This window comes from Bdellovibrio sp. KM01 (assembly GCF_013752535.1).
In the GTDB taxonomy this organism is placed as follows: domain Bacteria; phylum Bdellovibrionota; class Bdellovibrionia; order Bdellovibrionales; family Bdellovibrionaceae; genus Bdellovibrio.
This window is the reverse complement of sequence record NZ_CP058348.1, coordinates 2949301-2970285: the sequence shown is the minus strand read 5'-3', so window position 1 is coordinate 2970285 and position 20985 is coordinate 2949301. Positions and strand designations below refer to the sequence as shown.

The 20985-nt window shown below is 47.2% G+C and carries 17 protein-coding genes; 9 read left to right on the top strand and 8 right to left on the bottom strand.

Annotated features, from left to right (window positions below):
• Positions 1-46: 46 nt before the first annotated feature.
• The 3 genes from HW988_RS14370 (at position 47) to HW988_RS14360 (ending at position 2914) form a co-directional block, all read left to right on the top strand.
• Entirely contained in the window at positions 47-703 is a 657-nt protein-coding gene (locus tag HW988_RS14370; RefSeq protein ID WP_181604903.1) for a TetR/AcrR family transcriptional regulator, read from the top strand.
• A 92-nt stretch (positions 704-795) separates the two neighbouring features.
• A complete protein-coding gene (locus tag HW988_RS14365) occupies positions 796-2526 on the top strand; it encodes a hypothetical protein (RefSeq protein WP_181604902.1) in 1731 nt (576 codons plus the stop codon).
• Positions 2527-2644: 118 nt separating this feature from the next.
• Positions 2645-2914 carry a hypothetical protein gene (locus tag HW988_RS14360; protein ID WP_181604901.1) on the top strand — a complete coding sequence of 90 codons (270 nt, stop codon included), beginning with the start codon at positions 2645-2647 and terminating at the stop codon, positions 2912-2914.
• 70 nt (positions 2915-2984) lie between these two features.
• On the opposite strand, the gene HW988_RS14355 is transcribed toward HW988_RS14360, so the two are convergent.
• Entirely contained in the window at positions 2985-3446 is a 462-nt protein-coding gene (locus tag HW988_RS14355) for a hypothetical protein (RefSeq protein ID WP_255490036.1), read from the bottom strand.
• 2 nt (positions 3447-3448) lie between these two features.
• Positions 3449-3676 carry a hypothetical protein gene (locus HW988_RS14350; protein ID WP_181604900.1) on the bottom strand — a complete coding sequence of 76 codons (228 nt, stop codon included), beginning with the start codon at positions 3674-3676 and terminating at the stop codon, positions 3449-3451.
• A 135-nt stretch (positions 3677-3811) separates the two neighbouring features.
• On the opposite strand from HW988_RS14350, the gene HW988_RS14345 reads away from it, so the two are divergent.
• Positions 3812-4444 carry a hypothetical protein gene (locus HW988_RS14345; RefSeq protein WP_181604899.1) on the top strand — a complete coding sequence of 211 codons (633 nt, stop codon included), beginning with the start codon at positions 3812-3814 and terminating at the stop codon, positions 4442-4444.
• A 5-nt stretch (positions 4445-4449) separates the two neighbouring features.
• Here HW988_RS14345 and HW988_RS14340 read toward each other — a convergent pair whose 3' ends face one another.
• On the bottom strand, positions 4450-7593 hold the full coding sequence (locus HW988_RS14340) for a kelch repeat-containing protein (RefSeq protein WP_181604898.1): 3144 nt from the start codon (positions 7591-7593) through the stop codon (positions 4450-4452).
• A 165-nt stretch (positions 7594-7758) separates the two neighbouring features.
• Between HW988_RS14340 and HW988_RS14335 the strand changes: the two genes are divergently transcribed.
• Entirely contained in the window at positions 7759-8343 is a 585-nt protein-coding gene (locus HW988_RS14335; protein WP_220128750.1) for a CAP domain-containing protein, read from the top strand.
• Between the two features lie 370 nt (positions 8344-8713).
• On the opposite strand, the gene fusA is transcribed toward HW988_RS14335, so the two are convergent.
• Positions 8714-10822: an elongation factor G gene (gene fusA, locus HW988_RS14330; RefSeq protein ID WP_142701183.1), complete on the bottom strand. Its 2109-nt coding sequence runs from the start codon at positions 10820-10822 to the stop codon at positions 8714-8716.
• Positions 10823-10998: 176 nt separating this feature from the next.
• Here fusA and HW988_RS14325 point away from each other — a divergent pair, with 176 nt between their 5' ends.
• The 4 genes from HW988_RS14325 to abc-f all read left to right on the top strand — a co-directional run bounded on the left by HW988_RS14325 (position 10999) and on the right by abc-f (position 16366).
• Positions 10999-12444 (top strand): ATP-dependent DNA helicase RecQ, encoded by a 1446-nt coding sequence (locus HW988_RS14325; RefSeq protein ID WP_181604896.1) that lies wholly within the window; start codon positions 10999-11001, stop codon positions 12442-12444.
• A 71-nt stretch (positions 12445-12515) separates the two neighbouring features.
• Positions 12516-13613, top strand: coding sequence for a sorbosone dehydrogenase family protein (locus tag HW988_RS14320; RefSeq protein ID WP_181604895.1), 1098 nt, complete (start codon positions 12516-12518; stop codon positions 13611-13613).
• Positions 13614-13616: 3 nt separating this feature from the next.
• Positions 13617-14273, top strand: a complete 657-nt coding sequence (aat, locus tag HW988_RS14315) for a leucyl/phenylalanyl-tRNA--protein transferase (protein ID WP_255490035.1) — start codon at positions 13617-13619, stop codon at positions 14271-14273.
• 293 nt (positions 14274-14566) lie between these two features.
• Positions 14567-16366, top strand: a complete 1800-nt coding sequence (gene abc-f, locus HW988_RS14310) for a ribosomal protection-like ABC-F family protein (protein WP_181604894.1) — start codon at positions 14567-14569, stop codon at positions 16364-16366.
• Here abc-f and HW988_RS14305 read toward each other — a convergent pair.
• From HW988_RS14305 to HW988_RS14290, 4 genes are all read right to left on the bottom strand, one after another.
• A complete protein-coding gene (locus HW988_RS14305) occupies positions 16363-17517 on the bottom strand; it encodes a sensor histidine kinase KdpD (protein ID WP_181604893.1) in 1155 nt (384 codons plus the stop codon). The two genes, abc-f and HW988_RS14305, sit on opposite strands and share 4 nt — an antisense overlap.
• Positions 17518-17739: 222 nt before the next feature.
• Positions 17740-18720: a hypothetical protein gene (locus tag HW988_RS14300; RefSeq protein WP_181604892.1), complete on the bottom strand. Its 981-nt coding sequence runs from the start codon at positions 18718-18720 to the stop codon at positions 17740-17742.
• Positions 18721-18732: 12 nt separating this feature from the next.
• Positions 18733-20208, bottom strand: coding sequence for a TolC family protein (locus HW988_RS14295; protein WP_181604891.1), 1476 nt, complete (start codon positions 20206-20208; stop codon positions 18733-18735).
• Positions 20202-20969 (bottom strand): hypothetical protein, encoded by a 768-nt coding sequence (locus HW988_RS14290; protein ID WP_255490034.1) that lies wholly within the window; start codon positions 20967-20969, stop codon positions 20202-20204. The genes HW988_RS14295 and HW988_RS14290 overlap by 7 nt, the downstream gene beginning before the upstream one ends.
• Between the last annotated feature and the right edge of the window lie 16 nt (positions 20970-20985).

Genomic DNA, 20985 nt, shown 5'->3' with positions numbered 1-20985 from the left:
GGAATAATTATGAACTTTATGTGAACCTGGGGTAGAATGTTCATGTATGGATAAAAAATCGACACAGCGACAGATCTATTCCGAACTGTTTCCTCGTGAGCTTTCTAAAGCAGATAAGCGGCGTCTGGAGATATTAGAAGGTGCTATCAAGGCGTACTCTGCCGTCAGCTATGAGCACGTCAGCTTTGATGATGTGGCCATTCCAGCAAAGACCAGTCGCCGTTTGGTCAGTCACTATTTTCCGGATAAAGAAGCCCTTTTTGAGACGACCATGAAGTTGATCCGCGGGCAGTATCAGGCGGCTGTTATTGCGGCCTTTTCCCAGAGTAATGATCCCGAGGTGCAGTTCTCCGAATACGTACGCTCTGCTGTGGCCTGGGCTCATGAACAGCCTGTGAACTTAAGAGCTTGGATCTTGTTCTTTATGGTGTCGTCGCAGCAGGAACGCTATCGCAAGCTTCACGAGAACCTGACGAACATGGGAGCGGATAGAATTGTATCCTTCATTCAGTTACAGACCTCCGCTGGCAAGCGCGAGAAATTGAACCCTGAGGATTTGCGTTTCGCTGCCAAATCAGTGCAAAGAATTATCACCGGAGCCATCATCGAAATCTGTTCCGAAAGAGTGAAGTCAGAATACAAACAGGTTGAGCAAGACGCCGTTAGGGCGGCCAAAATGATCGTGGCAGGTGTTATCAAATAGTGCACTGAGGGGGCATGCCATTTGAACTTCATAAGAGGAGAAGACCACTTTTAACCAGGTGGTTTTTAGATCGAATTTGGAGGTTTTTACCAGTGGCATTGTTCAGCCTTTATACAGCTGTTAGACAATTCATAGGAACCCTGATGGGAGTGTCTCTGGTGCTGCTGTGGGGATCGTTCTCCCATGGTGCTGAAAGCTGTGGTCGAATCTTTGTCGACGCCACTGAGAATTCATCTGCATTTCCACCAAAATCTTGGACCGGTTATCTCAAGTCAATGCCAGTTGCTAAAACTCCTGTGCAGCCTCTGGGGAGTATCCCTCGTGAGTTTGTGCAAGCACCACGTGAAGACAGTCGTCTCTACACCATGGGAAGTAAATATTTTGCGAAATCCAATCTCGGCCGTAACGATGAATTGCCTGGGTATATTCAGGCAGATATTCAGTCCGAGGTGGCCTCCGCCAGTACTCGTTATGAATACATCTCTTCTCACTCGCCACAAGGGGGGCCGTACACCTTCCGCACAACCGAGTGGGGTGGAGGGTTTGAAGTTCCCGATCTGCCGCGCAGAAATGAATTTCCAAATCAAGCCGCCTATTCGCAAGCCTTGCACAAATACTTAGATCGTATCGTGGCCGTGATTAAATCTGGTAAAACTTATCCCGAGTACGACGCGATATTTGATAGCCGTCGTTTAGAGTGGGACGCGAGCGATCGCGCGAAGATGAAATCGGGCGAGAGTTTGGCGCGCCTGCGTGGTCACACTAAAGAAAGTCGTGTCACCGAAGTTCCAGTTGAAGCGGTATCAGGTACTGGACTGAGCCGAATTGCTTTTCGCGAAGAATATGATCGTGGAGACATGGTTGTGATCGTGGTCGGAACCAAGTTCACAAGCAAGGCTCAAGTTTCTTCGGCAGCGATTGCAAAAGGTAAGGAGTTGCAAAAAAGCTGGGTGATCGAATTGATCTCTGAAATTTACCCGGAATACGTCGAACGCCGTCATTGGGGTGAATCGTTTATCAAGGCGGACTTCTCTGAGGTTCTGGAAACTTTAAACTCAACAGACTATGTTATGGTTCGCAAGAAAGACTCTGGCGAGTTGCTGGCGGCCATGGGGCTGAATCGCGCGTCTTATGGAAAAGCCCAGATCTTTAATGCTGATGCTGGCAAATGGATTGAGTACACAGGTAAGTTTGGTTCGACGATCTATAACGATTATCCCACAGCGCAATCGGATCGCATCGTAGATCCGTCATTGATACGGGAGAATAAAGTTCCCCTATTGAAAATGGAAGCATACTTAGGTGAAGGTTTTAGAATGCCTCGTCCTGCACTTGTGGAAGGCATCACGATGCAACAAGTGGGACCTCGCGTGGTGAATGGCGAGTTCGTCGGAAGACAACCAGTTTATTTGAAGGCCGGAGAAATCTTTGAGCCGGTGAAGTTCTTCATGGCGAAGAGCGCAGAGTTGCGTGCAAAGGCATTGAACGAAGTATTTGCTGAAACCATTCAAACCATGTTTCCAGAGAATCGCTCTTGTGACTTGTCTGTCTGTGGTCAGGCACTTTATACCTTTAATCCTAAAACCGAAGGTTCGCGTCTGTATGCAAAGCGCGGTATGGGTGTATTGACAGAGTTTCCAAGTGCCGACAAAGACGGAGTGGATTGGCATGTGTTTGGTTCTAAAGTGGAAAGTTATCTGCAAAAGTACCATGAACCTTCTGCTGCGGACAAAGAAGAATCGGGAAGTGCTGTGCAAAGAATCAACAACTCGCGTGAATTATCCGACCGGGTTCTAGAATTTATGAATGGTTCGGCCCGATAATAGTTAACATTTGAGAATTTCTGCAGCGCTTTTTTCCGTTCAACAGATTCACTACATTTTCATTAGTCCAAGTGTGTCCCCTGTGATAAGCAGGGGATTCTTATTTTGGAGGTTTCGAATGAAAAATCTGGTTATGGCTTTGATGATGGCTGCGATCTTGGCTCCGTTCACATGTGCATTCGCTGCTCAACCCGCGGAAGGTTGCGACCCAAGAGAAGAATCTTACGAGTGCAGTGGCAATGGTGATTCTTTTGATGGTGGTGGCTATGGTGGCAATGGTCCTTACGAAGACGGCAGTCGTCAAGACGGCGACGGTCAATACGATGGTGGCGGCTACGGCGGCGGTTATGATGAAGATGGCGGTTACTACGGTGGCAACGGTTACTAATTCCCGCACGGAATAAAATAAAAAGGCAGCTCATTGAGGCTGCCTTTTTTATTTGTGCTTTAAGAAATAATTAATCGCGAGAGTGGGGACGTTCGTCACGACGAGATTTCCTTTCGTCGATATAATCCATCACTAAAAGAGCCACCGCATTTTCCAAAGCACCCGAAGCGCGTTTGCCGGTGGAAGCTGCTTGCGGCGGTTTTTCCTCAAAACCCAGACTCTTCATCCAAGTTTTGCTGCTTAATGAATAAATCAAAACGCCAATCGAAACCACAGTCAGGCACAGATAAACGATCATTCCACCAGAGACATGGAATTCTTCATTCTTGTCCAATTGTGAAGCGATCGAAGCGATGAACAGCGAAAGTCCCACGCAACCTAAAGCCAGGGAGCCAATGACTGCCACCAACAAAGTCGTCAACGAACGCACTCGCATGGCGAGTTGTTGCGAAAATGCTTCCGCCGGTTCTTTGATAAAGCCTTTGGCGTTACCGATTAGGAAAGACAAAAGTGGCAAGATAAATTTCATCATAACTAGTCATCCCTGCGATAAAGAAGACGAGCAATCATAAAGCCAGCAAGCGCCGCGATACCCATAGCCATCCAGGGATTTTCCTTTACGGAGCTTTCCACAGAGTTTTTCATTTCCACCATTTCGGCTTTTTGTTCGGGGGAAATTTTATCGGTGAGCGGGGAGGCAGCACCCTTAAGCTCTTCCATTATCTGTTTTTTGATTTCTTCGATAAGTTGATCACGATCCATGATGTTTTCTCCAAGGGTTCCATCGGCATAAAACGAGACAAAGTTTAACTTTTCCAGACCATTGCCCAGACTTCAGCATTTCATTTGTCAGCATAACTAAACATCTGTTTATCTAGCTGCAATAAGGAGTCATTTGTGAAGTCTACGTTTGCGGTTTTGATCTTGTTGGTCAGTCTTGGGGCGCGTGCTGAATCTTCTGATTGGAAAGTCGGAGTGGGTGGCGGTTACAGTCCCAATTTCTTGGTGAATTTAAAAAATCAAGAAACTCCCACCTCGGGCACCACCGCTGAAAAAACCTATGACATGGAATATTCCGGAGCTTCAGGGTTTAGTTTGCATATTTGGTATGCACCCAAAAATTCCTGGGGCTTTATCAGCGGGCTTGAGTATGGGGCAGAGCGGGAGCTCAAGAAGGTTACTTTCAATGGAATGAGCACAACGAACTTTAGCTCCTCCTCCGCTTCAAGGTACCAGCAGCACAATATCTATATGGGAACGGAATATCGTTGGGACTCGTTTTATCTTCCCTTCGCACTGATTTATAGCACGGTGAATTTTAGGCCAGCCACGACTTTCCTGGGAAGTTATGAAGCCAAAGGCGGCGCGGGAATTATGTTGGGGGTTGGCTGGTTTATTGGAGAGCACTTTGTGATTGAATATGTGGGCCGTTCCTCGACGACAGAATTGAATACGACCACATCCTCCGGTACCACCAAGGGTACCGGAACTATCGCATCAGCTATGCTCACTTTGAAATTGATGTACTAAATAATTTAGAAATCTAAAACCTGCTCCCAGAAAGGCAATACGCCCAGCTTATCGCTACTGCCGCCATGAACGAAGACGCGCCCATTTGGCAATAGGATGGAGAGGTGAAAGTACCTGCCGTCTGTTAAAGGTGTGCCCGTCGTCCAGGTATCTGTAGATGGGTCATAGTAGTAAACAGCATCGCTGGTCGACATATCGTTGCGGGCTCCGCCGATGATGACGATTTTGCCACTTGGAAGAAGGGTGCCGGATTGCAAAGCTACGGCTTCCGGCATAGGAGCTGCCTGAGACCAGGTATTTGTCGTTGGATCATAAATTTCAGTGACAGTTGTGCCGGCGGCACCCGTGGCGTCAGTGCCGGCAGCTGCAAAAACTTTCCCGTTCGGAAGCACGGCCGCGGTAGCGATTGCACGGGGAACACTCATTGGTCCTGTAGCTGTCCATGTGTTTGTTGTTGAATCATAAACTGATGCGCCCACGGGGCTTATTGCCAAATATTTTGTTGCCGACAATGCAACCGTCGTGTCGAAGAGTGAACCAGTTCTGGGAGCTGCACTAAACCATGTGTTTGTCGACGGATCATAGATATCGACGGCGGTTACGGGAGAGTAAGTTGCATCGTAACCACCGGAGAGCATCACTTTACCATCACTCATCAAAACTGCCGAAGGTGCTAAGCGCGCATTAGGTAATGGAGTTGTGGCAATGGTGTTTGTCTCCGGATCATAGATTTCCGCGAGGGTCGAAGGAGTCGTTTGCGACATACCGCCGGCGATAAGAACTTTGCCGTTCTTCATGGCAGTTACAGAATGATAGAAACGACCGGCAGCTAAGTTAGGGCCTACGCTCCACTTGTTTGTGGTGGGAGCATAGATGGCGGTGCTAAGCAGGATCGAACCGTTCAGATCCACGCCTCCGGCCATGAAGACGTTACCGTTGGACATCAAGGCACCCGCATGAGCATAGCGAGCTGGTTGAGAAAATTGTATTGTCCACTGCGGAACCTGATAATCCTCGACAAAGGATTCAACGCTGACTGCATTGGTGCCACCGACCTGGCCCCCCACAGCCAGAGCGCGGCCATTATTTAACAGAGTCATTTTGAATGAACTGCGGCCTTTCGCAAGGACCCGGTATGTATTCGTCCAAGTGTTATTCGTGACGTTGTATATTTCCGAGGAATTCACAGCACCAGTGCCTCCGGCAACCAGCACATTTCCACTGGGAAGAATAACAGTCTGGTGATCATAGCGGGCGTGATTCATCGAAGTCAGCGACGTCCAGGTATCCGTCGCGGGATCATACAGACGAACGGTATTTAGTTCCGATGCGCCAGTGGTCATGCCACCCACAACGGCAATTTTTCCTGAAATCAATGTCGCTGTGTGCTTGGTGAGAGCAACGGGGACAGATGTTTTTGTCGACCAAGAATTAGCCACGGGATCATAGTCATAGACGGATGTGCGGATAGTTGCTCCCGCCTGGCCACCGATTACGATGACGTGACCATTTGAAAGCAAGGTCGCCGTATGATTTCTGATTGCTTGAGGTGCAGAAGGCCCCAGTGTAAATGTATTTGTCGTCGGATTGTAAATCTCTGTTGTTGCGGTTTCGGCGGCGCCATTATATCCACCGACGATCAGAACGTTGCCGTTGGCAAGCAATGTAGCTGAATGATAAGCGCGATAGCTATTCATTGCGGGACCCGCACTCCAGGTGTTCGAGCTCGGATTATAAATATCTGAACTGAACATGACGCCTCCGGCGTCGTATCCACCAGTAAGGAGAACGTTTCCGTTGTTTAGGCGAACGGCCGTACTTTCTCCGCGGGCAGTTGACATCGTCGGTCCCGCCGACCAAGTGTTGGTCGACTGATCGAAAATCTCCGAGCTTGATAAATAACTGAAACCAACCGTGGTGATGCCGCCGGCCACCAGCAATTTACCATCGCTTAAGGTCGTCATAGAGTGGAAGCTTCTTGAAGTTGTTAAACTTGCTTCTTGAGTCCAGAAAAGATTTTGAACGTTAAGTCTTTCAGTGACAGGAGTGCCCGTGCCACCCACGGTTCTGCCACCGATAACATAAATTGCCGACTGATAAAGCAACGCCGTCAATTCAGACCGTGCAATTTGCGTAGTCGATAAAGTCACCCAATAATCTGAAGTTGGATTGTAAGCAAACATGTCTGGGCAAGCATTGGCGCAGCTATTCCAATCATAACCACCGACGACAGCGACCCAGCCATTGGCTTTTACAACGGCATGTGACGCGCGGGGGGCGGGCATGCCACTCTTGGTGGTGAAAGTCTCCGTCGTTGGATCATAGATCTCAGTCGTACTGGTCGTTGCGGTTTCCATCCCACCGATGACAAGAGCACGGCCGTCATCCAAAAGAGTGACTGTGTGATATAAGCGTCCAACGGCCAAGCTTCCTGTGCCAGCCCAAGAGTTTGTGGCCGGGTTATAAAGGTGGGCATCACGGTAAAGGGAGTTGGTGCTCGAACCGCCGACAACTAAAACTTTGCCGCTATTGAGAAGAACCGCTTGATGAAAGGAGCGAGTGCGAGGCATGTTTCCAGCGGATGTCCAGGTGTCAGCAGTTGGATCGTAAATTTCACTCGAAGCTAAATCAGCTCCTCCCGTGACCGCTCTGCCGCCCGCAATGAGAACTCGACCGTCACTTAAAAGAGTCGCTGTATGATAAACCCGAGCTGTGGACATCGATGCAACTTGAGTCCAGGTGTTCGTTGAGGGGGAGTAAATGTAGGCATCGCTAAGGATCGTCGTTGTCGTTGCGCCCCCCGTAACGAGCACGCGTCCGTCGTTCAGTGTTATTGAAGTATGATTATTAACGGCTACAGGAAGGTCAGCAGCTTTGGCCCATTTCTGAGTTTCCGGATCGAAAATTTCGACAATGTTCGTCGCATTGCGAGTGCCATCAACAGCGCCACCCACGATAAGAACTTTTCCGTTTTGCAGTGTCGATTGAGTATGGGCGAAGTGACTGACTTTGCTGTAGTAGTCGCGATAGGCGACAGAAGTATTCGCCGGCAATGTATTAAGATCCACTGATGCTAAGTCCCTTAAGGTTGCATCGAAGGTGCATCCTGCTGTTCCCAACAGGATGAGAATCCCTGAGATCAATCTCATAAATCCATGTACGTGCATATGATAACTTATCGGAAATATGTTAGGTTTCATTGATAGCTTTGAAACCCCAAGAAACGTCTCAGAATGAGATTTGTATTTTAAATGAAATATAAAAGCTTTGGAGTTCCAGAAAATTGGCAATGTTCTGGACGTAGCAGTTTCAACGTGAGAACTCGACCGATTTTCCAACTTGGGAAACAGTCCCTTCGATATTCTAATTTCATGAACACGAAAGTTCTTACTCTCATCGCAATGACGCTAATTCTCTCTGCCTGCAACGGCGGCTTCGAAGCCAGCTCCGCCCTGGGGATCGATTCCTCTCAAGGGGCTTCGGGAACGGTCACGCTCCCAAGTGCCGGCGCAGATGGCTGCTACAACATGGATGCGAACACTTGCCTGGTATTCAAAGCCACAAATACCCAACGAGCAGCGAATGGTCTCGTAGCCTTAGTCTATTGCCAAGCCTGCACCGAAATGGCGTACGAACAATCCAAAGACATGAGCGATAAAAACTACCTCAGTCACGACCGAGCAAACGAAACCTTCGCCCAAAGATGCAAACGCTTCAACATCCAATCCGGCTGCGGAGAAAACATAGCCCAAGGCTACACTCCAGAATCAGTAGTAACAGGCTGGATGGTAAGCCCCGCCCACCGCGACAACATCCTAAGCCCCAACTACAAATCCCTAGGCATAGGCCTCTACAACGGCTACGCCACCCAAGTATTCTACACCAACACCAACCGCTAATTTTCCAGCATCCGCTTACGAAAACCGACGACGAACGAACGAAGCCCAATCTCCAAAACCACAAATGCAGTTCGCAAAGCGAACGCAGAACCAAAATCTCCGCAAACACCGGGGATTTTATTTGCCTTTTTACCGAAAAAGTCGTGCGAGGCGGGGACCATTGAAGAAGGCTGTGCGTAGTGCGGCCTCGGTGGCGCATGGATGCGCGAACCCGCCAAAGGCGGGCACCGTTGAGCCTGGAAGGCGTGCCGCACGAAGAACAGCCTTCTTCAATGGGCACCGACTCGATCCCGATTCCCTCGAAAAAAAAGGCAAAAAAAAAGCCCCGGTGTTTCCACCAGGGCTTTGAATCTCTAAGTAAGAGAAAGAACTACTTTTGCTCAGCTGCGCGCTTAGCTTGGTATTTCTTAACAAGCTCTTCTTGGATGTTGCGAGGTACTGCAGCGTACTTCGCGAATTCCATAGAGAACTCACCTTTACCTTTAGTTGCAGAACGAAGGTCAGTTGAGTAACCGAACATTTCTGTCAATGGAACTTCCGCCTCGATAACACAGTTACCGTCGAATGCAGTTGTACCAACGATAGAACCACGGCGTTGGTTGATTTGACCAACCGCTGAACCTTGATATTCGTCTGGAACTACAGTTTCAAGCTTCATGATCGGCTCAAGAACTGTTGGTTTCGCTTGAGGATAAACTTCACGAAGAGCAGCCATCGCCGCAATTTTGAAGGCCATGTAAGAAGAGTCGACATCATGGTATGCGCCGTCTTCCAACTGAACTTCAACACCAACGATCGGGAAGCCGATCAATGGACCTTTAACAGTTTGCTCTTTGAAACCCTCTTCAACAGCAGGGATAAATTCTTTAGGGATACGACCACCGACAACTTTGTTGTCGAATTTGAAGACTGCGCCGTCTTCTTGTGGAGGAAGAGGTAGGATTTTACCCACGATCTTCGCGTATTGACCCGAACCACCCGTTTGTTTTTTGTGAGTGTAATCGTAATCAGCTGCTGCAGAAATCGTCTCACGGTAAGCAACCTGAGGTTGACCAACGATAACTTCACAGTTGAATTCACGTTTCATACGCTCAACGTAGATTTCCAAGTGCAACTCACCCATACCAGAGATGATAGTCTCATTTGATTCCTCGTCACGAGCCACGCGGAATGTAGGGTCTTCCTTACGGAATTTTTGCAACGCTTTAGAGAAGTTATTCGCAGCAGTTTTGTCCTTAGGAGCAACTGCCAAAGAGATAACTGCATCTGGAACGTGCATAGATTGCATAGATGCCTGGATTCTGTCGTCACAGAAAGTGTCACCAGAAGCACAGTCGATACCGAACAATGCTACGATGTCACCAGCGTAAGATACGTCGATATCTTCCATTTTGTCCGAGTGCATACGAACCAAGCGAGGAATCTTAACAGATTTCTTGTTCACTTGATTGATGATGAAATCACCTTTGCCCATTTTACCTTGGTAAACGCGCATGTATGTCAATTGACCGAATGGAGTTTCTTGAAGTTTGAACGCCAAAGCAACCAACGGTTTCGCTGGATCTGGGAACAAGTCAAACTTCTCTTCGTTCTTGTTAAGATCAAGAGCTTGCTCTTTTTTCTCAGCAGGAGACGGAAGGTAGTAAGTAACTGCATCCATCAAACGTTGAACACCTTTGTTCTTAAATGCGGAACCGCAAAGAACTGGAACTAGTTTCAAGCTGATAGTGCCTTTACGGATAGCTGCACGAATTTCTTCAGTCGTTGGCTCTTCTTCCATCAAGAATTTTTCTTCGATAGCAGAGTCAACGTCAGCCAATTTACCGATCATGATTTGACGGTATTTTTGAGCTGTTTCAACTAGATCTGGTGGGATCTCAGTAACGTTAACGTTTTCACCGTTATCGCCTTCGTTGATGTAAGCTTTCATGTCAGTCAAATCTACGTGACCTCTGTGTTGGTCTTCCAAACCGATTGGGATTTGGATCATCACAGCGTTCAAGCGCAATTTTTCGATCAAAGCGTCAGTTACACGGTATGGGTTCGCACCTTGGCGATCCAATTTGTTAACGAATGCCAAACGAGGAACGTTGTAACGTTTCATTTGACGGTCAACAGTGATGGATTGAGATTGAACGCCGGCAACGCCGCAAAGAAGAAGGATCGCACCGTCAAGTACGCGAAGAGAACGTTCAACTTCAACTGTGAAGTCCACGTGCCCCGGTGTATCGATCAAATTGATTGTATAATCTTTCCAGTGAACTTGCGTCGCCGCAGACTGGATAGTGATACCTTTTTCTCTCTCAAGATCCATGGAATCCATTGTTGCACCAACGCCGTCTTTACCACGAACTTCGTGGATGGCGTGGATACGGCCTCCATAGAACAAAATACGTTCAGAAGTAGTCGTTTTTCCCGAGTCGATGTGAGCCGAGATACCGATGTTTCTGACCATATCAATATTCCACTTTTTGGACATAATATTACCCTTCTTAATTGGTCGTTTAAGACTTAGTTACTAATTTGAAAGTACTCGAATTATCATCGATTACATATAGATGCAAATGATGGGGCCCAGAATATAACATTGACACGGCGCAACCGCAATGGCTCGGAACGTGCCTGTTTAGGCTGGGTTAGCGTAAGCTTGGTGGCATGATGGACCTCCACGATCTCCTGATTAGGAACTTCGAATTTAGCACTTTTCGCGGCGAACAAGAAGCGATTTTAGGCCGAGTATGGCAAGGCGAAAACCTCCTCGCGTTAATGCCCACGGGCATGGGAAAATCCCTTTGTTTTCAGTTCCCTGCGAAAATCCGAGAAGGCCTAGTAATCGTCATTTCTCCGTTGATCGCTTTGATGCAGGATCAAGTGTTTAAGGCCAAAGACCTTGGGATTTCGGCCACTTGCCTAAACTCCGCTTTAACGCGAGATGAGCGGGAAAGCCGCCAGGAGCGTTTGGCGAAGGGCGACTATAAACTTCTGTATGTGACGCCCGAGCGTTTTCGCAAACCTGAGTTTTTAAAAGCCATCGAAGGCCGTAAAATCCAACTTTTAGCGGTGGACGAAGCCCATTGTATTTCGCAGTGGGGTCATGATTTCCGTCCCGATTACTCCAGAGTGGGGGAGTTTAGGGCATTACTTGGAAATCCTCCGACATTGGCGTTGACGGCAACGGCGACACCGGAAGTGCAAAAAGATATTCTGACGAAATTAAATATTCCTGACGCCGAAATTATTTCGGCAGGAATTGAAAGGCCTAACCTGGCTTTGCGAGTTCACGATTTATACGGCATGGATGATAAAATCCGGGCGATCGTGGGACTTCGTTATCAACAACCGGGTTCAGGCATAGTTTACTGCTCGCTGATTCAAACGTTGCGTAAAATTTCAGCAGAGCTAAATCGCGCCGGAGTTCAGCATCTGGTTTACCACGGTGATCTTTCGCCCCAGGATCGCAAGCGTAATCAAAAAGCCTTTATCAATGAAGAAGCACCTTTGATGTTGGCAACACCCGCATTTGGATTGGGTATTGATAAACCCAACGTGCGCCTGCTGGTGCATGCGGAAATTCCCAGTGCGCTCGAAAGTTATTTTCAGGAAGTCGGTCGCGCGGGTCGAGATGGGCAGGAATCTTTCTGTCATCTTTTGTACGATCAGGATGACGTCAGCATTCAAATGGAATTTTTGAAGTGGTCACATCCTGAGCCAGAATTCATTGCTAAAATTTATGATCTGATCGAGCAGAATCGCCTGCGAGTAAATCAGGAAAAATTTGATTTTTTAAGAGAGCAAATGAATTTCCGCAACCGCCGGGATTTCCGTCCCGAAGCCGCCGTCAGTATTTTGGAGCGTTGGGGGTGTTTGCAAAAATCCGATGATCCATTTCCATATCTGTGTGTCCAAGCGCCGACAGCCGAGCAATTTGCAGCTGAAAATGGACCGGTGATTTTGAAAGCACAAAATTCAAAATTGTTAGAAATGGTTCGTTGGGCCACTCAAGATAAGGAGTGTCGGATGAATTATATCTATCATTACTTCGGTCATAAACACGAAACTCCCTGCGGTAAGTGCGACATCTGTGTAGATAATCAAAAATAGAAAAGCCCCACTTTTCGGCGTGGGTGAGGTCGTATAGATTAAACCTTTGCGGATTTGATTAAGGAGGATCTATGTTGTTATCGTTCTCAAAAAACCTCGTCGGAGCAGTCGTTATTTTCGCCTCTGTGAATTTGCACGCAGCCGAAAAGTTACCACTCGAGAGATTAAAACTTCCACCGGGATTCGAAATTTCCGTGTGGGCGATAGTTCCCGATGCGCGTTCGATTGCGCAAGCTCCAGGCGGGCGATTCTTTGTCGGCAATCGCGCGAAAGATAAAGTTTATTTGGTGCAAAACGGCAAAGCGCAGGTTTTTGCGGAAAAGTTGGATACGCCGAATGGTGTCGCGGTAAAAGATGGCAAGCTTTACGTTGCGGAAGTGCCGCGCATTTTAGAATACGCCATCCCAGATAAAATCAACGGACCGCAAAAGTTCATCCGTGAATTGCCGCAAAAGTTTCCTAAAGACACTCACCATGGTTGGAAGTTCATTCGCTTTGGTCCGGATGGCAAACTCTATGTTCCCGTGGGTGCACCCTGCAATATCTGTGATTTGGGGACCGAGTACGGGCGCATTTACCGTGTGGATGTGAATGGGACCGCGAAAGACATTGTGGCGGAAGGCGTTCGTAATACGGTTGGATTTGACTGGGATCCTGTCAGCAAAGATTTATGGTTTACTGATAACGGGCGTGATTGGTACGGCGAAGATTCTCCACCAGATGAGATCAATCACCTGACAAAGGTGGGGGAGCATTTTGGTTTCCCATTCTGCCATGGCAAAAATATTCAGGATAAAGAATTCGGCAATGGCAAGGACTGCAAAACTTTTAAAGCCCCTGAGGCTGAACTGCGGGCTCACGTGGCCGCTTTGGGAATGCGTTTTTATAACGGGAAAATGTTTCCTTCCGAGTACCAAGGCGGTATCATTTACGCTGAACACGGTTCTTGGAATCGCACGATCCCTCAAGGTTACATGGTGGGCTTTGCTCAAGTGAAAGATGGCAAAATCACCAATGTAAAGCCTTTGGTTGAAGGTTGGTTGCAAGCAGGTGGCGACGTATTTGGACGCCCGGTTGATGTCGAAGTAATGGAAGATGGTTCTGTCCTGATCTCTGACGACAAAGCAGGAGTGATCTATCGCCTGACGTATAAAGCAAAAGGAAAGTAAAGTTTGGCAAGGTTCCACTCATCAGTCGATTTTCCAGATCCGCGCGATACGATGGCCGAAGGAATTTTGGCCGTCGGTGGAAAATTAGATGTCGGAACTTTGTACACTGCATATTCCAAGGGAATTTTTCCTTGGCCCCAGGTCGGCTTTCCTATGCTGTGGTTTTCTCCTGAAAAACGCGGGGTTTTAATTTTCAAAGAGTTTCACGTGCCTGAAAGTTTGGAACGCTTTCGCCGTAAAAATCCGCAGATCACTTACACGGTTAATAAAGATTTTGATCATGTGATGAGCGAATGCGCCAATCAAATTCGTCCCGGGCAGGACGGCACCTGGATATTGCCGGTGATGAAGCGTTCCTACCATGAATTCAATAAAGCCGGTTTTGGCTTGTCCATTGAAGTTCGCGAAAACAATATTTTGATCGGCGGCATTTACGGTGTCCTGGTGGAAGGTGTTTTTAGCGGTGAAAGTATGTTTTATAAAAAACCCAATGCCTCCAAACTGGCTCTGTGGTTTTTGGTTGAGCACCTGACTCAGCTTGGGCATGAATGGATTGATGTGCAGATGGTCACCCCGGTCGTCGCTCAATTCGGTGGTCGCTTGATTGACCGCGAGGATTATCTGCGTATGCTCGATGAACGTCATCAGGATATCGGTTGAGTCAGCTGGCAAAGTTTCCTTTAAAATAATTGCGAATTATCAAAATCAGGTCGCCCTTATTGGTTTTCCGGGGACATCTCTGCAAAATAAATGCAAAGAACTCAGTTTCAGGAGGAACTATGCGCACAGGACGTGTGATAGGGTTGCTAGTTTTACTGTTTTGCATTTCCACGTGGATTACTATCTCCGAAGCACAGGAAAATCTTTCGCGTTGTGAAGGCTTGGTTGCTCGAGCGGGGTGTTAGATCAGTATCCCGCTTGAATCTTGACGCAATTCAGCTTAGGGTGGCTCCATGCCATTACTTAGTACCTATAAGCTCGAAAAATCATTCGCGGGAAAAACTCTATTTAAAAACGTCAGTCTGGGGATTGATGAAGGCGACCGCATTGGTTTGGTCGGACCTAATGGGGCTGGTAAATCCACACTTCTAAAAATCATCGCGGGTCGTATGAAACCTGACGGTGGTGAAGTGACCATGAACAAGGGTTTGACGATTGGTTACCTGGAACAAACGCCGTCTTTTGAGCCCGGCGTCTCTATCCTGGATGCGATCATGGCTGACAACGATTACAACGAAGTGATCGGACCGGCTTATGAATGGATGGCTCGCTTGGAGCTTTCCCAGTTCGGTGACACATTCCTGGTTGAAGACCTTTCCGGCGGTTGGAGAAAACGTGTGGCGCTGGCTCGCGAACTTGTGCGTAATCCGCAGCTATTGTTGCTCGATGAGCCAACGAATCACTTGGATGTGACAAGTATCATGTGGCTGGAAGAATTTTTGGCCAAAGCTCAATTCGCGACATTGATCATCACCCATGACCGTTTGTTTTTGCAACGTGTGACGAACAAGATCTTTGATCTTGATCCTAAAAATCCAAATTACTTGTTTGTGACTTTGGGCGATTACTCGGCCTATGTGGAATCGAAAGAATTAATGATGGCGGGACAAGAAGCCAAAGAATTGACGATGAAGAACACTCTTCGTCGTGAAACCGAATGGCTGCGTCGTGGGGCGAAAGCGCGTTTAACGAAGCAGAAAGCCCGTATCGATCGCGCGCACACATTGAAAGATGACGTGACTGATTTGGTCGCGAAAAATGCCAATCGCACTGTGAAAATTGAATTTAAAGATGCTGATCGTAATCCACAAAAGCTGATCGAGCTTTCGCATATCACTAAAGCTTATGATGACCGTTTGTTGTTTAAGGACTTTACGTACTTGGTAAATCCAAAAACGCGCATGGCTTTACTGGGAGACAATGGTAGCGGTAAATCCACTTTGATTCGCATCATGCTTGGCCAGGAACAGCCGGACATGGGTGAAGTGAAGCGCGCAGAGAATTTAAAGGTCGCGTACTTTGAACAAAATCGCGAGACTTTGAATCCGCAGCAGTCGGTTTTAAAAAATATCTGTCCTGATGGTGACTACGTTCACTATCAAGGTTCTTACGTATACGCCCGCAGCTATTTGGAGCGATTCCAATTCAATCGCCAACAAATGGATATGCCGGTAGAGAAATTGTCAGGCGGGGAGCAAGCTCGTCTGCGTATCGCTCAATTGATGTTGAATGAAGCGCAAGTTTTGATTCTGGATGAGCCCACGAATGACCTTGACGTACAAACGCTGGCGGTTCTGGAAGAATCTTTGCGGGAATTTAACGGCGCCGTGATTCTGGTAACCCATGACCGTTACTTTATGGATCAGGTCGCGAAAGACATCATCGCTCTTCATAAAAATCCAGATGGCAACATGACCATGGAACGTTTTGCCGGATTCCTGCAATGGGAAGAGTGGTTTGAAGATCTAAAAGAGATCGAAGCCGCTAAAAAACAGGAAGAAAAGCAAGAAGCGAAAGCGGCCTCAGCGAAACCTAAAAAGCTAAGCTTCAAGGAAAAGTTCGAGCTGGATAATATGGAAGCGAACATCGCGGTTCTGGAGGAAAAGCTTCAGAATGCACAAACTAAAAGTCTGCTACCGGAAATATCCAGCAATGCCAAAAAAGTGCAGGAGCTGTATACGGAAATCGCCACTCTTCAGGCTGAAATCGAACGTCTCTATGATCGCTGGTCGCAATTAGAAGGAAAATCTTAAATAGTCGACGGGGCAGGAATATTTCTGGAGTCTTCAGGCAAATCCATAGTGAAGGTGGTCCCAAATTCAGGCGAGCTTTCCACCCGAGTGGTTCCGCCCAGGGATTCTGTCATCGCACGCACCAAAGCCAGCCCTATACCCCAACCTTGAACTCCGCCTGAGATGGCTGATCTCGAGCGCCCAAAGGTGTGAAAGATTATTCGCAAATCATTTTTGGAAATAGGATTTCCTTCATTGTGAACGGAAGCCAAAACATGGCCTTTTTCGCGATTTATTCGAATGGTAATGGGAGTGTCGGGCGAGCCATACTTAATGGCATTTTTTATTAGATTTTCGAAACATCGTCTTAAGCCCTCGTGGTCCCAAAATCCAAATGTAGATTCACCAATAACACTTATACGATGTTTTTCACGTGGCTCTAATTCTTCCACTACGTCGTGAGCCAGTGCGACTAAATCAAGCTTGGACAGATTGATAGGAAGCTTTTCGCCAATTCTTAAGATGCTCGCATCAAGTAAATCTTGAAGCATCCGATCGGCCCGTTTGGTGTTCGCGGTGATTCTACCCGTAAGGTCTATAATCTGATTTTTGATTTTGGGGTCTGCAATATCAGCAGCAATTTCTTGAATAATTTCTGCTGACATTTGCGCTATTCCTATGGGATTGCGCAAATCGTGACTGAGAGTCGCCGTGAACTCGTCCTTGATGGTGGCATGAACTTGAAAAAACTCCATCAACGCCTCTTGGATGGCTTCGTCGAAGGTCTTTTGAATGGTTTGCTTGTCCTGCTCTGAAAGATGCATTTCTTGTTCTAAATGATAAGTCACGGCTTGGCGTAAAATCTGAAATTCCAGAACAATATGAGATGCACCAAAGCTGGTTTCCCGGGCTCTGATGGCGGCGTGCCTTTTAACGATAGCAGAGCTTTCCTCGATCAGTCCCCGGGCATTGGGTTCCGCCAGAGCTTTAGCCAGCAGACGTAAAAATTGGGGGAGGGCGTCTCTCAGGATGGGGCGCAATAGTTCGCCCGCTGACTCAACTTGATCTCGAACGCCTTTTTCCCAGGTCTTCATTACCTGGAGACTTAATTTGTTTAAGTTGAGCTCCGAAGTCATTAACCTCTTGTCGTGGTGATCTTTGCTTTTGTCCATTGGTGTCCTTCAATAAGGATTCTTTCTCTTACGAGCATTGTATGCCAATCGAGTAAACTTGACAGGAGCTGTGCTGCAAGCTGGTGCTTCTTTGTCAAAATGAAGGGGTAGAAATCCTGGCCGCTGTAGTTCAGCAAAACCACGGGAGTGCTTCGTCACAGAGATAAAAAAAACCCAGCTTTTTACGCTGGGTTTTTATATTGCCTTTAAAAAACTTTACTACTAGCGAGAAACATTCGCGCATTTCGCGGGGTAAGTTTTTCCGCGTTTGAAGTACATTTTGCCTTCTAAACCGAAGTTGTTGCTGGAGTATTCTGCAACGTAATCACCATCCGCAGATAGAGTTCCCTTGAATACGGTCGCATAGCCATTTGTTTGGCCGGAGTACTTACCGTCAAGGGTCAGGGCTGCAGGTACGAAGTCATCGCGGTATTCGCCGCTCAGAGCTGCTCTTAGGAATTCCTCAGAGTCGTCGTTTCTAAGGAATGTTCCCACCAACGTTGGACGGGTTGTTTTGTCTTTTCCAACAACTTTTTCTTCGAATACTGACAAGGTCATTTTCGCTTTGTAGTTCGGAACACCTCTTTGAGTCATGTCCTTGGTTGTGATCACACAGCCATAATACATACCAGAGATCTTCGCGTATTTCTGGCGAAGACGGTCATAATACTGTTCGTCAGAACCGTTACCACCGTTTGACGAGCCGCCAATCACGAATTTCAAAGACATACGACCGATGATGCCAGCTTTGGATACAACCACGCCAGTCATTACGCCGTCTTTAATAGTTGCGGTAATCGAATGAACATCATCGTTATTAATGTTTTTATCTGGATTCGTAATCGTCAATGCACCCAGTTCTGCAGTGTAATTGGCCGATAAGCCAGTCATTGATGCAGATGATGGGGAAATGCGAGTGTAAACGGCTGTTTGAAGGTATTGATTGATCGCGGAGCCGTCGTCATTCTTGTTGCCCGTGTCCAGAGAAAGGCCAACCAACTTGATTTCGATAACTTCAGTTGCACCATTCTCGCGGATCAGGTTTCCTTGGTAGGCGCCTTCCACTTTGGAAAAGATCGCAGCAGCACGAGCGTTGTCTTCAGCTAATTTTTTATTTCTTTTGTTAGCGCTCGACTCGTCATTGTTGAACGCGCAAGCAGTCAGGCTTAGTACGCTCAAAGTTAAGATAAGTTTCTTCAACATAAAATCCCCTGCCTATTTCTTGTCTTCTGACGGCTGTTCGTCAGGAATAAGTTCGTCTCTTGATGCTGCCCACTCATTTAGAGCGATGTGGTAGTTACCTACTGCAGTGATGTATTGAATCTCTGCTGTAAATGAGTTGTTCAGAGCAATGATCAAGTTATTAATATCAGTTCTTCCTTGAGAGTAGGAACGGTTCAATTCCGTTACCGCTCTTTCACGGAAAGCTTTTTGTTTCTCGGCGCTTTGGGCGATCGAGTAAGCGGCTTGAGCTTTACGCTCAGCCTGTGTGTTCGCGTCCACGACTTCCACCATTTGACGTTGCAAACGAGTTTGTTCCAGGTCGCGATTCAATTTGTTGTAAACGATACGTTCGTTTTGGATGTCAGAGCCAAAGTTGTAAGCAAATCTCAAACCGATGTAGTAATCAGGGCGGGAGCCGCCAGTCACTTCAGAATAAGAATCTTCAGATTTTTCACCGACGCCCGTTGTATAGGCTTTACCCACGACATTCAAAGTCGGGTAGGACAAAGACTTGGAGGCCGACAGGCTTTCCTCGGCTGCTGAGACTTTCAACTTTTGCGAACGGATGGCGCGCAAATCTTCAGTGGCTTTGGGTGGCAAGCTTGGCATCGCTGGAAGCGCTGCGCTCATTTCAAATTTTACTTCTGATTTTGGATCCAAAGCCAACGCTGTCAAAAGATTCTCGACAGAAGCCAGGTAATCTGTCGAAGTCAGTTTCACAGTTTGTTCGCGAGTCTCAAGTTCGGCTTGAGCTTGCGGTAAGTCGCCAGGATTGGAATAACCCAAAGAAGTTTTTCTGCGAACTGTCTCCACGAGTTTTTTATAGCGGTCACGAGCGCTGACGGCTTCTCTGAAGTTTTCCTGAGCGATGTAAGCCTGCCAGAACTGGCGAACAGCTTCGAGCACCACGTTTTCCAAATCATTCGCACGAAGGATTTCAGAAGCCTGGTAGTTTTGTTCTGCTGCATTCACAGTGCCACGATCAGCCACACCGAAGAAATTACCTAAGATCGCTTGTTCCAGGATGATCCCGGCACGATCCAAAGTTTGGTTGTCCGGAGGAGGCGTCGCAATTGCTGTATCATAGTCTGCATTTAGTGACAGACGACTGAGTTCAAGAGTTGCCAACGTTCCTGTCGTGAAAGGCTTTTGCAACGAGAACGTCGTGTTATAGCGCTCGATCTTGTTGTGTGGATCCATCGTTGGTGACGTTAAAAGTTGCGCTTGCTTGTCCTGTTCGTAACCAGTGGCTGCATTAAGAAGCCAATCGTACTTAGCCAGGGTTTCAGCGTAGGGAAGTTTAAATTGTTGATACTGAAGGTTTACTTCTTTGGTGCGGTAACCTTGCTGCAAAGCCAACTCTGCCACTTTTTTCTGTGTCAGAGTGATGACTTTAGGAGCAGCAACAGGTTGTTGCGCCCAAGCAGTCGAAGTTGCACAAAGAAGAAGAATGATTTTTTTTACCATGACACTCTAGTTCCTAATTCAAAGTTGTCTTTTTCAAGAGCGATTTCCTGATTCTGATCACGCAATTCTCTTTGAGACCATTCAGTGAAAACCGACCATTTTTTTGTCAAACGGAAGTCTAACCCATAGTTCATCGCCAAGTAAGAACCTTGTTTGGAGAAGTGCGCAAAATCGTTAGAGGAAGTTTGCGTGTAGTTCAAGTTTCCGTATTGCGGAGAGAACGTAACTGCCAACCAAGATACTTTTGCGTGGCTAATATTCAAAACCGGTCCCGCGGAAGCCATCGTCGTATTTAAACGTGCGTCATCAATCGTGGCTCCTGAAGGCAAGGTCACTGCAGAGTTTTGCGTCGCCATAGAAGCATCAAAACGAACTCCACCGCTGATCAAAATATTTTTTACGTTCCATTCAGGTGTCATCACACCGAATGTGAGGCCGGGCATGAATGTTTGATCGTTTTGGCTCAAATCAAATGTTCCTGCAGTTTCAGTCGTCACTGTTCCTTTAGCTTGGAATTGCTGAGCTGTGAAACCCGCGAAGTATTGCCAAGGACGTGTGATGATTTCTGGCTTTGGGTCTTTAAGAACCAACATTCCAGTTGTTTGCGCGTCAGATGCATATTTTTGAGCTGTACCTTTGGCAGAAGTTTCTGCAAGGGCAGCATCTCTTAAAGAAGTGGAAGTCGCTTGGGACCAACCAATTGCGGAAACGAACGTTAGAGTAGCGAACAAGAATGAACTCGCGTAACGAGCAGTCGACATGAAAGCCTCCAGAAGT

Bases quoted from the DNA above. Each gene is read 5' to 3' on its own strand.
- HW988_RS14370 (WP_181604903.1), top strand. From the start codon at position 47: ATGGATAAAAAATCGACACAGCGACAGATCTATTCCGAACTGTTTCCT.
- HW988_RS14360 (WP_181604901.1), top strand. From the start codon at position 2,645: ATGAAAAATCTGGTTATGGCTTTGATGATGGCTGCGATCTTGGCTCCG.
- HW988_RS14355 (WP_255490036.1), bottom strand. From the start codon at position 3,446: ATGATGAAATTTATCTTGCCACTTTTGTCTTTCCTAATCGGTAACGCC.
- HW988_RS14350 (WP_181604900.1), bottom strand. From the start codon at position 3,676: ATGGATCGTGATCAACTTATCGAAGAAATCAAAAAACAGATAATGGAA.
- HW988_RS14340 (WP_181604898.1), bottom strand. From the start codon at position 7,593: ATGAGATTGATCTCAGGGATTCTCATCCTGTTGGGAACAGCAGGATGC.
- fusA (WP_142701183.1), bottom strand. From the start codon at position 10,822: ATGTCCAAAAAGTGGAATATTGATATGGTCAGAAACATCGGTATCTCG.
- HW988_RS14325 (WP_181604896.1), top strand. From the start codon at position 10,999: ATGATGGACCTCCACGATCTCCTGATTAGGAACTTCGAATTTAGCACT.
- HW988_RS14320 (WP_181604895.1), top strand. From the start codon at position 12,516: ATGTTGTTATCGTTCTCAAAAAACCTCGTCGGAGCAGTCGTTATTTTC.
- abc-f (WP_181604894.1), top strand. From the start codon at position 14,567: ATGCCATTACTTAGTACCTATAAGCTCGAAAAATCATTCGCGGGAAAA.
- HW988_RS14305 (WP_181604893.1), bottom strand. From the start codon at position 17,517: ATGGACAAAAGCAAAGATCACCACGACAAGAGGTTAATGACTTCGGAG.
- HW988_RS14300 (WP_181604892.1), bottom strand. From the start codon at position 18,720: ATGTTGAAGAAACTTATCTTAACTTTGAGCGTACTAAGCCTGACTGCT.
- HW988_RS14295 (WP_181604891.1), bottom strand. From the start codon at position 20,208: ATGGTAAAAAAAATCATTCTTCTTCTTTGTGCAACTTCGACTGCTTGG.
- HW988_RS14290 (WP_255490034.1), bottom strand. From the start codon at position 20,969: ATGTCGACTGCTCGTTACGCGAGTTCATTCTTGTTCGCTACTCTAACG.